At 71.4% G+C, this 12,837-nt stretch carries 12 protein-coding genes; 8 read left to right on the forward strand and 4 right to left on the reverse strand.

Annotation, left to right across the window (positions count from 1 at the left end; genetic code table 11):
• Nucleotides 1-9 precede the first annotated feature (9 nt).
• From Msi02_RS05400 to Msi02_RS05410, 3 genes are all read left to right on the forward strand, one after another.
• On the forward strand, nucleotides 10-834 hold the full coding sequence (locus tag Msi02_RS05400) for a polysaccharide deacetylase family protein (RefSeq protein WP_204047326.1): 825 nt from the start codon (nucleotides 10-12) through the stop codon (nucleotides 832-834).
• A complete protein-coding gene (locus Msi02_RS05405) occupies nucleotides 831-2,336 on the forward strand; it encodes a helicase HerA-like domain-containing protein (protein ID WP_204047327.1) in 1,506 nt (501 codons plus the stop codon). The genes Msi02_RS05400 and Msi02_RS05405 overlap by 4 nt, the downstream gene beginning before the upstream one ends.
• A 70-nt stretch (nucleotides 2,337-2,406) precedes the next feature.
• A complete protein-coding gene (locus tag Msi02_RS05410) occupies nucleotides 2,407-3,033 on the forward strand; it encodes a DUF2461 domain-containing protein (protein ID WP_204047328.1) in 627 nt (208 codons plus the stop codon).
• Nucleotides 3,034-3,054: 21 nt separating this feature from the next.
• Here Msi02_RS05410 and Msi02_RS05415 read toward each other — a convergent pair whose 3' ends face one another.
• Nucleotides 3,055-3,702 carry a superoxide dismutase family protein gene (locus Msi02_RS05415; RefSeq protein WP_204047329.1) on the reverse strand — a complete coding sequence of 216 codons (648 nt, stop codon included), beginning with the start codon at nucleotides 3,700-3,702 and terminating at the stop codon, nucleotides 3,055-3,057.
• Between the two features lie 119 nt (nucleotides 3,703-3,821).
• Nucleotides 3,822-4,982 carry an FAD-dependent monooxygenase gene (locus Msi02_RS05420; protein WP_204047330.1) on the reverse strand — a complete coding sequence of 387 codons (1,161 nt, stop codon included), beginning with the start codon at nucleotides 4,980-4,982 and terminating at the stop codon, nucleotides 3,822-3,824.
• 107 nt (nucleotides 4,983-5,089) lie between these two features.
• Between Msi02_RS05420 and Msi02_RS05425 the strand changes: the two genes are divergently transcribed.
• Nucleotides 5,090-5,668, forward strand: coding sequence for a PadR family transcriptional regulator (locus Msi02_RS05425; protein ID WP_204047331.1), 579 nt, complete (start codon nucleotides 5,090-5,092; stop codon nucleotides 5,666-5,668).
• 66 nt (nucleotides 5,669-5,734) lie between these two features.
• Here the strand turns inward: Msi02_RS05425 and typA are convergent, their stop codons facing one another.
• On the reverse strand, nucleotides 5,735-7,588 hold the full coding sequence (typA, locus tag Msi02_RS05430) for a translational GTPase TypA (protein WP_204047332.1): 1,854 nt from the start codon (nucleotides 7,586-7,588) through the stop codon (nucleotides 5,735-5,737).
• 303 nt (nucleotides 7,589-7,891) lie between these two features.
• On the opposite strand from typA, the gene Msi02_RS05435 reads away from it, so the two are divergent.
• Genes Msi02_RS05435 through Msi02_RS05450 form a run of 4 tightly spaced genes read left to right on the forward strand, consistent with a single transcriptional unit; the run spans nucleotide 7,892 to nucleotide 11,172 of the window.
• On the forward strand, nucleotides 7,892-8,335 hold the full coding sequence (locus Msi02_RS05435) for a hypothetical protein (protein WP_204047333.1): 444 nt from the start codon (nucleotides 7,892-7,894) through the stop codon (nucleotides 8,333-8,335).
• Nucleotides 8,332-9,555 carry an NRAMP family divalent metal transporter gene (locus Msi02_RS05440; protein ID WP_204047334.1) on the forward strand — a complete coding sequence of 408 codons (1,224 nt, stop codon included), beginning with the start codon at nucleotides 8,332-8,334 and terminating at the stop codon, nucleotides 9,553-9,555. The genes Msi02_RS05435 and Msi02_RS05440 overlap by 4 nt, the downstream gene beginning before the upstream one ends.
• 28 nt (nucleotides 9,556-9,583) lie before the next feature.
• Nucleotides 9,584-10,366: a hypothetical protein gene (locus tag Msi02_RS05445; RefSeq protein ID WP_204047335.1), complete on the forward strand. Its 783-nt coding sequence runs from the start codon at nucleotides 9,584-9,586 to the stop codon at nucleotides 10,364-10,366.
• A gap of 50 nt (nucleotides 10,367-10,416) precedes the next feature.
• Nucleotides 10,417-11,172, forward strand: coding sequence for an alpha/beta hydrolase (locus tag Msi02_RS05450; RefSeq protein WP_239108142.1), 756 nt, complete (start codon nucleotides 10,417-10,419; stop codon nucleotides 11,170-11,172).
• Between the two features lie 182 nt (nucleotides 11,173-11,354).
• Here Msi02_RS05450 and Msi02_RS05455 read toward each other — a convergent pair whose 3' ends face one another.
• Nucleotides 11,355-12,791, reverse strand: coding sequence for an aldehyde dehydrogenase (locus Msi02_RS05455; RefSeq protein WP_204047336.1), 1,437 nt, complete (start codon nucleotides 12,789-12,791; stop codon nucleotides 11,355-11,357).
• Nucleotides 12,792-12,837: the final 46 nt, after the last annotated feature.

Consider the following 12,837-nt stretch of genomic DNA (forward strand, 5'->3'; position numbering starts at 1 on the left):
GGGGGTCGTATGCGGATCGGATCCGTTCTGCTGTCGTTGCTGCTGCTCGGCGGATGTGCCCAGGCCAGGACAACCACCGTACCGGCCGCGGGGGAACGTCCCGTGGCGCCGCATCCGCGCTTCGGCACGCCCCGGCATTTCGACGCCGACCTGCTGCGCTTCCGGCTCGCGGGGGCGCAACGGGGAGCGCCGGGGCCGCGCCTGCCCGCGGTCCCGCCGCCGCGGCACGTCGACTGCAGGCAGCACAAATGCGTGGCGCTGACGTTCGACGACGGGCCGGCCGAATACACCGGGCACGTCCTCGACCTCCTCGCGGCCCACCACGCCCGGGCCACGTTCTTCATCCTCGGGCAGATGATCACGGGCGAGACGCGGGACTTCGTGCGGCGGATGGCCGCCGAGGGCCACGAGATCGGCAACCACTCCTGGGACCACGCCTCGCTGCCGGGGCTGTCGTCCGACGCCCTGCGCCGCGAGCTGGACCGGACGCAGGAGGCCGTGCGGAAGGCGACCGGCGTGACGATGCGGCTCATGCGCCCGCCGTACGGTGCGACGAACCAGGCGGTGGACAACGAGACGAAGCAGACCGGGCTCGCGCAGATCCTGTGGGCCGTCGACACCCTCGACTGGCTCAACCGCAACCCCACGACGATCGCCCAGCGCAGCGCCGCGGCCAAACCGGGCGACATCGTGCTCATGCACGACATCCACCCCACCACCGTGCAGGCGCTGCCCCACCTGCTCGACGAGCTCGACCACAAGGGCTTCACGTACGTGACCGTCTCGGAGCTGCTCGGCAGCACCACGCCCGGGAAGAAGTACACGAACCGATGAAGGGCTACGACTTCGAGGGCCCGGCGCTGGAGCTGGGCGCGCTCGTACGCGAGGACGGCACGGCCGATCCCGCCGAGCGCGTCCGCATCCCCGTGCGCATGATGAACCGGCACGGCCTGGTGGCCGGGGCGACCGGCACGGGGAAGACGAAGACGCTGCAGCTCATGGCCGAGCAGCTCGCCGCTCAGGGCGTGCCGGTGTTCCTCGCGGACGTCAAGGGCGACCTGTCCGGCCTGGCCTCGCCGGGGACGCCGGGCGACCGGATCGCCCGCAGGGCCGCCGACGTGGGCCAGGACTGGGCGCCCGAGGGCTGCGTGACCGAGTTCTTCTCCCTCGGCGGCGTGGGGGAGGGCATCCCGCTGCGCGCCACCATGAGCGCGTTCGGGCCGACGTTGCTGTCGCGGGTGCTCGAACTCAACGAGACCCAGGAGTCGTCGCTCGGGCTGATCTTCTACTTCGCCGACACGCACGGGCTGCCGCTGCTGGACCTCAAGGACCTGATCGCCGTCATCCGCTATCTGACCGAGACGCCGGAGGCGCTGAGCGGCATCGGCGGGCTGTCGGCGTCCACCGCCGGGGTCATCCTGCGCGCCCTGGTGAACTTCCAGGCCCAGGGGGCGGAGGCGTTCTTCGGCGAGCCCGAGTTCGACGTGCACGATCTGCTGCGGACCACGCCGGACGGGCGCGGCGTGATCTCCATCCTGGAGTTGCCCGCCGTGCAGGACCGGCCGCAGCTGTTCTCCACGTTCCTGATGTGGCTGCTCGCGGACCTGTTCGAGACGCTGCCCGAGGTGGGCGATCCCGACAAGCCGTCGCTGGTGTTCTTCTTCGACGAGGCGCACCTGCTGTTCGAGGGCGCGTCCAAGGCGTTCCTCAGGTCGATCACCCAGACCGTGCGGCTGATCCGATCGAAGGGGGTCGGGGTCTTCTTCGTCACCCAGACGCCCAAGGACGTGCCGGCCGACGTCCTCGCCCAGCTCGGCGCGCGCGTGCAGCACGCCCTGCGCGCCTTCACCCCGCAGGACGCCAAGGCGCTGAAGGCGACCGTCTCGACGTTCCCCGCCTCCTCCTACGACCTCGAACGGCTGCTCACCGAGCTCGGCATCGGGGAGGCGGTCGTCACGGTCCTGTCCGAGACCGGGGCCCCGACGCCGGTCGCCTGGACACGGCTGCGCGCGCCGCGCTCGCTCATGGCGCCGTCCGCCCCGGCGGTCGTCCAGGGGATCATCGCCGCGTCCCCGCTCCTGCCGAAGTACGGCACGGCCGTGGACCGGCAGTCTGCGTACGAGATCCTCGCCGCGCGTCTGGCCCGGCAGCAGGAGCCCGAGCCGCAAGCCCCGGTCGGGAGACCGGAGGAGAGACCGGAGAGGGCCCCCAGGCAGTCGGCGCTCGAAGAGATGCTCGCCTCGAAGGAGTTCAGGTCGCTGGCCCGCACCGCCGCGACCGCGCTCGGCCGGGAGATCACCAGGTCGATCTTCGGCACGGCGAGACGGCGGCGCTGAGCGCGTAAGCGCGGCCCTGGTCCCGGTCCCGGTCCCGTGACTGTCGGTGGGGCGTGCGAAGGTGGGTGGCATGGGTTTCAGCGGGTTCCCTGACGAGGCGCTCATCTTCTACGAGGGCCTGGTCGCCGACAATTCGAAGGCGTACTGGTCGGCCCACAAGGAGTTGTACGAGACCGGGGTCCGGGCGCCGATGCTCGCGCTCATGGACGAGCTGGAGCCGGAGTTCGGACCGGCCCACCTGTTCCGGCCGCACCGCGACGTCCGGTTCTCCAAGGACAAGTCGCCGTACAAGACGCATCAAGGGGCCTACTGCGGAGTGGGCGTGGAGGGCGTCGGTTACTACCTGCAGGTGGACGCCGACGGCCTCTACGTGGCGGCGGGCTGGTGGATGCCGGGCGACCAGGTGCTCCGCTACCGCGAGGCGCTGGACGACGACACCGCCGGGACCCTGCTGGAGGAGACCCTCGCGGCCCTGCCCGGTGACCTGACGGTCGGCGGCGACCGGCTCAAGACCCGCCCCCGCGGGACGCCAGAGGACCACCCCCGGCTCGAACTCCTCCGGCACAAGACGCTGCACGCCGGGCGGCGGTTCGAGCCGGAGCCGTGGCTGCACACCCCCGAGACCCTCGACCGGGTCCGCTCGACCTGGCGGGCGCTGGTCCCGCTCGTCGACTGGCTGCGCCGCCACATCTCCTGACATCGCTCGGGAGGCGACGGATCAGGCGTGGACCTTGACGACCCCGCAGCCGATCCGGGCGCCGGCGTCGCCGGTCTTGCGCGTGGTCGCGTCCGGGCCCGTGGCGCCGGTGGCGTCGGGGCGGTGGAAGTACCTGTCCGGGATGTGCGCGAAGTTGTCCGGCCCGGCATGCACCACGAACGCGCTGCCGTTGGCGTCGCCCAGCTGCTCCAGCGTGAACCTGTCGGTGACGAACGACGCGGAGGCGGTGCCGTCGGCGGCCACCAGCAGCGGCGGCATGTCCCCGGCTCCGTCGCCGTGCTCCCCGGGGCCGAGGTGGCTTCCGGCGCTGGAGAACGCGCTGCCCGTCGCCCGGTCGACGGAGCGCGCGTCGCACACGCCGGCGGCGTGGACGTGGAAGCCGTGGAACCCGGGAGTGAGCCCCCGCACGCTGACGCTGACCCGCGACTTCTTCGCGTCGTACCGCTCGACCCGCACGGTGCCGAGGACGCGTCCGGCGGTGTTCTTGATGACGGCGGTCGCCGACCCACTCGCCGACTCCCACTGACGGGCCTGCGGGGCCGAGGCCGCCGCCATCCCGGCGGACAGCCCCGGCACGGCCGGGGCGGCCGCGGCGGCGAGTCCCAGGGCGAGCCCGGCGGCCAGGGCGAAACGGGTTGTGCGGGGCATGGTCGCTCCTCCTCAGACACACTCGATGCCTGCGACAGCAGAGCACGCCCGGATGTGGCGGGGAGCGGCACACGACGCCATCTGTGCCCGACGTTTACCCGCTCTTGCCGGTCGCGGCGTCAGGCGCTGACGGGCGCGTCCCAGTCGATGTGGTGGAGGTGGACGGGGGCGAACATCTGCTCGGGAGCCGGCATGGCGGGCCGGTCGCCGGCCTGGCCGGCCTTGGCCTTGTTCTTGGCCGCGGCGTCGCCGCCGATCATCTCCACCCGGGGGCGCCGGAGACGCTCGAACGCCGCGAACGCCTCGGGCTGCGGCAGGTCGCGCAGGCAGCGGGCCAGCTCGACGGCGCTCTCCACCGCCAGAGAGGCGCCCTGCCCAGAGCTGGACGACGGGGCGTGGGCCGCGTCGCCGACGAGGACCATGCGGCCGCGGTGCCAGTGCGGCACCGGGGGCATGCGCTCCATCGGGCCGGTGATCATGAGGTCGCCGGGGTCGGTGCCCGCCAGCAGCTTCTCGCCCGGGACGTGCCCGGCGTAAAGGTCGCGCAGGCGGGCCAGCCAGTCCGCGGCGGGGACGCGGACGACCTCGGCGTAGGTGAGAGGCTCGGCGCGGGGCAGGCTCGCGAACCAGCAGATCCGGCCGTCGGGCAGTCGCCAGTAGCCGATGAAGGTGCGGCCGAAGGCGAAGTACATGACCCCCGGTTCCGCGCGTACGCCGGCGTCGTCGGCGTAGCCGCCGAAGCTGAGGACGCCGCCGTACTCGGGGCCCGGCGCGCCGGGGTCGATCAGCGTGCGGACGGTGGATCGGATGCCGTCGGCGCCGATCAGCACGTCGGCGGTGGCGGTGGTGCCGTCCGCGAACGTGGCGGTCACCCCCTCCGGGGTCTCCTCGGCGGAGACGAGCCGCTTGCCGTACTCGATCCGCACCCCCGCCGCCACGGCGTGGTCGGCCAGTGCCCGGAAGAGGGCGGCGCGCGGCATCGCCAGGGTGGGCGGCAGGCCGGGGAACCCGCCGAACTCGGCGAGCCGGTTCCCGGCGCCGTCGGCCATCACCACGCCGGGGACAGGCTGCCCCACTGCCCGCACCGCCTCGTCCGCTCCCACGATCCGCAGCGCGTCGAGCCCGTTCGGGGCCAGGCTGAGCATCGCCCCGACGCCGTCCGCGGCGCTGTCGTGGGCCTCGTGCACGGTCGCCCGGATGCCGGCCCTGGCCAGGGCGAGCGCCGTCACGGGCCCGGCGATGCCGCCGCCGATCACCAAAGCGCTGGTCACCTTGCTCATGCTCACCACTCCTCGTCTGCCGCGAGCCGTTGATCGGTCGCCGTTGGAATAGTTGCATTGCAACTAGTTGCTCGTCAACTAGTTCGCCTGAGGCTAGGATGCGGGGCATGAGCGCTTCCGTCCGCAGTTCCCCGCTCGCGCTGACCGTGCTGGCACTGCTGCACCACGAGCCGATGCACCCGTACGCCGTGCAGCGGCTGATCAAGCAATGGGGCAAGGACCAGGTCGTCAACGTGAGCCAGCGGGCCGGGCTCTACCGCACGATCGAGCGGCTGCACGCCGAGGGGTTGATCGCCGTCCGCGAGACCACCCGCGACCCGGCCTATCCGGAGCGGACCGTGTACGAGCTCACCGACGCGGGACGGCGCGTCGCCCGTGAGTGGCTGGACCAGATGCTGGCCGTGCCCAAGCAGGAGTTCCCGCAGTTCCCCGCGGCACTGTCACACCTGATGATGATCCCGCCGGAGGACGCGCTGCGGCTGCTGGAACGCCGTGCCGAGCGGCTGGCGGAGACGCGGGCGGGCCTGGAGGCCGCGCTGGCGGAACAGACGGGCGACCTGCCCAGGGTCGCCGTCATCGAGAGCGAGTACGTGCTCGCGGTCACCGAGGCGGAGGAGCGCTGGCTGCGGTCGGTCGTGGACGACCTGCGCGCGGGCCGGCTGACCTGGCCGGCGAGCGACTCCTGACCAAAGCAGAGGCCCCCGCCGATCGAATCGGCGGGGGCCTCGGATGAAGGAGCTCAGTTGCCGCGCTCAGTTGGCTCGTTTCGCGCGGGCGGCGGCGCGGCCACGGCTGGCCGCGTCGAGGACGACCTTGCGGATGCGCACGGTCTCCGAGGTGATCTCCACGCACTCGTCGTCGCGGATGAACTCCAGGGCCTGCTCCAGGGACAGGACGCGCGGCGGGATCACCTTCTCGGTCTCCTCACTGGTGGAGGAGCGCATGTTGGTGAGCTTCTTCTCCTTGGTGATGTTCACGTCCATGTCGTCGGAGCGGGAGTTCTCCCCGATGATCATGCCCTCGTACACCTCGGTGCCGGGGGAGACGAACAGCGTGCCGCGCTCCTGCAGGTTGAGCATGGCGAACGCGGTGACCTGGCCCGCGCGGTCGGCGACCAGCGAGCCGTTGTTGCGGGTGCGCAGGTCGCCGAACCACGGCTCGTACGTCTCGAACACGTGGTGCACGAGGCCGGTGCCGCGGGTCTCGGTGAGGAACTCGGTGCGGAAGCCGATCAGGCCGCGGGCCGGCACCAGGAACTCCATGCGGATCCAGCCGGTGCCGTGGTTGGTCATGTGCTCCATGCGGCCCTTCCGTACGGCCAGGAGCTGGGTGACGGCGCCCAGGTACTCCTCGGGGCAGTCGACCGTGAGGCGCTCGACCGGCTCGTGCACCTTGCCGTCGACGACCTTGGTCACGACCTGCGGCTTGCCGACCGTCAGCTCGTAGCCCTCGCGGCGCATCTGCTCGACGAGGATCGCCAGGGCCAGCTCGCCGCGGCCCTGCACCTCCCAGGCGTCCGGGCTCTCGGTGGGCAGCACGCGCAGCGAGACGTTGCCGACCAGCTCCTTGTCGAGGCGGTCCTTCACGAGGCGGGCGGTGACCTTGGCGCCCTTGACCTTGCCGACCAGCGGGCTGGTGTTGGTGCCGATCGTCATGGAGATCGCCGGCTCGTCGACCGTGATCAGCGGCAGCGGGCGCGGATCGTCCGGGTCGGCCAGCGTCTCACCGATCATGATGTCCGGGATGCCGGCGATCGCGATGATGTCGCCGGGCCCGGCCTCCTCGGCGGGCTTGCGCTCCAGCGCCTCGGTCATCAGCAGCTCGGAGATCTTGACGCGCTGCACGCTGCCGTCGGTGCGGCACCAAGCGACCTGCTGGCCCTTGCGGATCGTGCCCTGGTGGACGCGGCACAGCGCGATACGGCCCAGGTAGCTGGACGCGTCGAGGTTGGTGACGTGGGCCTGGAGCGGCGCGGACGGGTCGTAGACCGGCGCCGGGATCGTGTTCTTGATCGTCTCGAACAGCGGCTCCAGGTCGGGGGAGTCCGGCATGCCGCCGTCGGCGGGGCGCTCCAGCGAGGCCCGTCCGGCCTTGGCCGAGGCGTACACGATCGGGAAGTCGATCTGCTCCTCGGTGGCGTCGAGGTCGATGAACAGCTCGTACACCTCGTCGACGACCTCGGCGATGCGGGCGTCCGGCCGGTCCACCTTGTTGATGCACAGGATCACCGGCATCTTCGCGGCGAGCGCCTTGCGCAGCACGAAGCGGGTCTGCGGCAGCGGGCCCTCGGAGGCGTCCACCAGCAGCACCACGCCGTCCACCATCGACAGGCCGCGCTCGACCTCGCCGCCGAAGTCGGCGTGGCCGGGCGTGTCGATGATGTTCAGGGTCATCCCGCCGTGCCGGACCGCGGTGTTCTTCGCGAGAATGGTGATCCCCTTCTCGCGCTCCAGGTCGTTGGAGTCCATGACCCGCTCGTCGACGTCCTGGTTGGCCCGGAACGCGCCGGACTGCCACAGCATCGCGTCGACCAGCGTGGTCTTGCCGTGGTCGACGTGCGCGATGATCGCGATGTTCCGCAGGTCGTCGCGGGTGTTCATAGGCATAGTGAAGTCTCGCTCTGGTTCGTCGGGGTGTCGTCCGCGTCCCGGGACCGAAGCGAGACGCACATCGCCGCATGACACGGCCCAGCCATTTTAGTTGATCCCGCTCGCCGCCACACGCCGCGGCCGTACAGGACCCTCGATGGCAACGCCCTCGCCGCGGATCGCATTCCATCCTGTCTAAAGGCTTTCCGTTCGGGCAGGTGAGTCGGCTGTGACGGATGAAGGTCTCGTCCTGCTGATCGCCTGGGCGGAGTTACTGGTGCCGATACTCGTCCTCGCCTACCTCCTGCTGCGGCGGCGCACATGATCCCGTCGGCTCGGCTGGCGCCGCTCGCCCTCCTCACGGCACTCCTGCTGTCCGCCTGCGTCAGCCCCGCATGGGACGACCACGACTACGCGCTGAAGGCCGGGAAGACGGCCGAGTCCGCCGTCTCGGCCCTGCGCTTCGCCCGCTCCGCCGTCGCGTACCGGGACCGGATGACCGGTCCGTACGCCGAGGTCGTGCTGACCGAGGCGGTGCAGGACCTGAGCAGCGTGAACGACCAGTTCGGCGGCGTGCAGCCGCCCTCGGACGCCTCCGACCGGATCAGGGACGAGGTGCTGCGCCTCACCGAGAAGGCCGAGAGCGAGGTGGAGGACCTGCTCATCCAGGCGCGCCGCGACGGGGTGCAGGACCCGGAGGCCGCCGCACGGGAGCTGGACGGGCTCGCGCGCGAGCTGAGCGACTTCGCGGAGAAGCACAAGTGAAGAAACTGATCGCGGTCACGCTCGGCATCCTGACGGCCTTCGGCGGCTTCGTGGACATCGGCGACCTGGTGGCCAACGCCGTCGTGGGGGCGAGATTCGGGATGTCCCTCGCCTGGGTGGTGGTCGTCGGCATTATCGGGATCTGCGTCTTCGCCGAGATGTCCGGCAGGATCGCGGCGGTGTCGCAGCGGCCGGTCTTCGACCTCGTCCGCGAGCGCATGGGCCCCCGCGCCGGGCTGGTCAACCTCGGCGCGTCGTTCTTCATCAACGTGCTCACGCTCGCGGCCGAGATCGGCGGCGCCGCGCTCGCGCTGGAGCTGGCGACCGGGCTCAACTACCTGCTGTGGGTGCCGCCCGTGGCCCTGGTCGCCTGGCTGGTCATGTGGCGGGTGAAGTTCGAGACCATGGAGCGCGTCTTCGGGCTGGCCGGGCTCGCGCTCGTCGTGTTCATCGTGGCGCTGTGGCAGCTCGGGCCCGACTGGGGCGAGCTGACCACGCAGCTCACCCGGCCGCCGCAGGACGAGGGCGTGCCGACCTACCTCTACTACGCGATCGCGCTGCTCGGCGGGGCGATGACGCCGTACGAGGTGTTCTTCTTCTCCTCCGGCGGCGTCGAGGAGAAGTGGACGCGCAAGGATCTGGTGACGGCGCGGGCCAACGTGTTCGTCGGCTTCCCCCTCGGCGGGGTGCTGTCGCTGACGATCGCGGCGTGCGCGGCGACCGTGTTCATGCCGGTCGAGGCCGAGCCCGACTCGCTCGGGCAGATGGTGCTCCCGGTCGCCGAGGGAGTGGGCAAGATCGGGCTCGGTGTGGTGATCCTCGGGGTGTTCGCGGCCACGTTCGGCGCGACGCTGGAGACCGCGCTGTCGTCCGGCTACTCGCTGAGCCAGTATTTCGGCTGGCAGTGGGGCAAGTACGTGGTGCCCGGCCGCGCCGCCCGGTTCCACGTGACCGTGCTGGCGTCGGTGATCGTCGCGACCGCGCTGATCCTCACCACCATCGACCCGATCAAGGTGACCGAGTATTCGCTGGTCTTCTCGGCCGCGGCCCTTCCGCTCACCTACCTGCCGGTTCTCATGATCGCCAACGATCCCGACTACATGGGGGAGAAGGTCAACGGCAGATTCAGCAACGTGCTGGGAAGTTTCTACATGGTGCTGCTTCTCGTCGTGGCGGTCGCGGCCATCCCCCTGATGCTCGCGACCAAGGCAGGGCAGTGACGGCGCCGTACGAGGAGGTGAGGGGTCGATGAGTGAGCCGGCACGGGTGCTGCACGCCCGCCTGCACCTGCTCGACCGGCAGGTCGTCAGGGAGAGCGACGACCGCCTGCTGTGCAAGGTGGACGACCTGGAGGTGCAGCCCGGCGACCGGCCGTACGTCACCGCGATCCTGTCCGGTCCGCTGGCGCTCGGCCCGCGGCTCGGCGGCCTGCCGGGATGGCTGATGACGGAGACCGACCGCCTCTTCCGGGGGGAGGAGCGGCCCGGGCCGTACCGCATCGAGATGAGCGTGGTGACCGAGATCGGCAGCGCCGTACGGGTGGCCGGCCGCCGGCAGGACCTGGCGCTGGAGCGCTGGCTGACCAGGAACGTCGTCAGCCGCATCCCCGGAGCGGCCGGTACGGAGGAGCAGGATGCCCCGGAAAGCACCCTCCGGGTGCGGGAGAGGTGGGAGGACAGGCCGGACAGCATGCGGCTCGGCGGGCTGCTCGGCCGTACCGTCCGCGGTCCGTCGGGGGAGGTCGCGGGCGACACGGTGGACGTCCGTCTCGTCCAGGACGGGCCGCTGCTGGCCGAGGTCCAACAGGCGTTCCGGCTGGCCGGGCTGCTGATCGCCCGGCGGCGTGCCGGGCAGCTCTTCGGGTACGAGCGCGGCCCCGGGCTGTGGCGGCCGTCGCTGCTCGGCGCCCTCGTGCGGCGCATGCACGGCGAGATCCGGTACGCCGAGTGGGACCAGATCGAGTCACTCGACGACGAGGAGGTCAGGCTGGGGGTCGCCTGGGACCGGCTGCGCTCGACGGCCGACCTCTGAAAGATCCCCGTCGCACAGGGGGTGAAGTGGTGGGAAATAAGGTCGGGGGCATGGCTCTCGCTGCTGCTTTCGGAGCGATGCTGCGCACGGCGGACGGTGTCCGCATCGACGCGGCGCACACGCCCAACGGCTCACTCGATCTCGGAATCGTCGTCGCGCACGGCTTCACCGGCACGTGGAGAGGGCCGGACACCCGGCGCATCGTGCACGTCCTGTCGAAGTTCGGCGGAGTGGTGTCGTTCGACTTCCGGGGGCACGGACGCTCCGGCGGCCAGTCCACGGTGGGCGACCTGGAGGTCCTCGACGTGGACGCGGCGGTCAAGCACGCCCGCGCGATCGGCTACCGCCGGATCGCCACGGTCGGCTTCTCGATGGGCGCCGCCGTGGTCGTGCGGCACGCCGCGCTGCACGGGGGCGTGGACGGGGTGGTGTCGGTGAGCGGCCCGGCCCGCTGGTACTACCGGGGCACTAAGCCCATGCGCCAGGTCCACTGGGCGATCGAACGCTGGCACGGCCGGCTGGCGGCCCGGCTGGTCAAGCGCACCAGGATCGCGGGCGGCGGATGGGACCCCGTCCCGCTCCCGCCGTACGAGGCGGCGGCCCTGGTCGCGCCCACGCCGCTGCTGATCGTCCACGGCGACAGCGACCCGTTCTTCCCCACCGAGCACGCCTACCAGTTGTACGAGTACGCCGGCGAGCCGAAGGAGCTGTGGATCGAGCCCGGCTACGGCCACGCGGAGGCGGCGGCCACCCCCGGCCTGGTCCGAAAAATTGGTCGCTGGATTTCGCGAACCAAAACCCCATAAGGGTCGTCTATGAGGGTTGTGCGGATCCGGAACCCCTCCGTCCGCGCCGCCGATTGGGGATCGGCGCACGCCCTCACACGGGTGTGGCCCAGCGTCGCGGGGGCGCGCTGGGCGGTTTCACCGGCCCGGTACGGCACGCACGCCGTACCGGGCCGGAGGGACGCGTTCAGCTCAGCAGGCGTTCAGCCCAGGCGGGCGATCGACTTGGTCTCCAGGTAGGCCGACAGGCCCTCGGGTCCGAGTTCCCGGCCGAGGCCGCTGGCCTTGAAGCCGCCGAACGGCGTGTTCGGGTCGAGCGTGTGCATCATGTTGACGCCGTACGTGCCGGTGCGCACCCGGCGGGCGACGTCCATCCCGCGCTCGGTGTCGGCCGTCCAGACCGAGCCCGACAGGCCGTAGTCGCTGTCGTTGGCGATCCGCACCGCGTCCGCCTCGTCCTCGTACGGGATCACCGCCAGCACCGGGCCGAAGATCTCCTCACGGGCGATGCGCATGTCGTTGGTGGCCCCGGCGAAGACGGTCGGGGCGACGTACCAGCCCCGGTCGTACGGCCGGTCGAGGCCGCCGACCACGGGCTTGGCGCCCTCCTCGATGCCCGCCCTGATGTAGCCCTCGACCCGCTCCTGCTGTCGCCTGGCCACCAGCGGCCCGATCCCGGTGGCCGGGTCGGCGGGGTCGCCCACCTGCTGGCTCGTCACCATCTCGGCGACGGCCTGGACCACCTCGTCGTACCGGTTGCGGGAGGCGAGGATGCGGGTCTGCGCGACGCACGCCTGGCCGTTGTTCATCAGCGAGGCCATCGACAGGAAGCCCATGGCCGAGGGCAGGTCGCAGTCGTCCAGGATGATCGCCGCGGACTTGCCGCCGAGTTCGAGCGTGCAGCGCTTGAGCTGCTCGCCGCAGATCGACGCGATCCTGCGGCCGGCGGCGGTCGAGCCGGTGAAGGCGACCTTGTCGACGTCCGGGTGGGAGACGAGGTGCTCGCCCGCCTCGCGGCCGGCCGCGACGATGTTGACGACCCCGGCGGGGATGCCGGCCTCCTTGACCATCTCGGCGAGCAGGTAGGAGTCGAGCGGTGTCTCGGGAGCGGGCTTGAGCACCACGGTGCAGCCTGCGACGAGCGCCGGGGCCAGCTTGGTCATGGTGACGAACTGGGGGACGTTCCAGGGGACGACGGCCGCCACCACGCCGACCGGCTCGCGTCGGACGATCACCGGGCCGAACAGGCCGGGCCGCTCCTCCTCCTCGGGGAACGTCGCCCCGAGGCCGGCGTAGTACTTGAGCATGCCCAGCGGCTGCGGCGCCTGGGCGAGCTGGGAGAACGTGATCGGAGAGCCCATCTCCGTCGTGATGATCTCCGCCATCTCGGCCTGGCGCGCCTCGTAGATCTCCGCCAGCCGGCCCACGACCGCCGCGCGCTCGGCCATCGTCATCCGCGGCCAGGGCCCGTTGTCGAAGGCGTCCCTGGCGGCCGCGACGGCCCGGTCCATGTCGGCGGCCGTGCCGTCCGGCACGCGCCCGACGACCTCCTCGCTGTGGGGAGAGATCACCTCGATCGTGCCCGTGCCCGCGGGGGCCACCCAGTCGCCCCCGATGAACAGCGTGTCGTGCTGCAGCATGCCTGCCTCCTGATCGGGCGCGTCTTCGCGCACTCAATCTGACCGA

It is taken from the genome of Microbispora siamensis (genome assembly GCF_016863095.1).
GTDB classification, from domain to species: Bacteria; Actinomycetota; Actinomycetes; order Streptosporangiales; family Streptosporangiaceae; genus Microbispora; species Microbispora siamensis.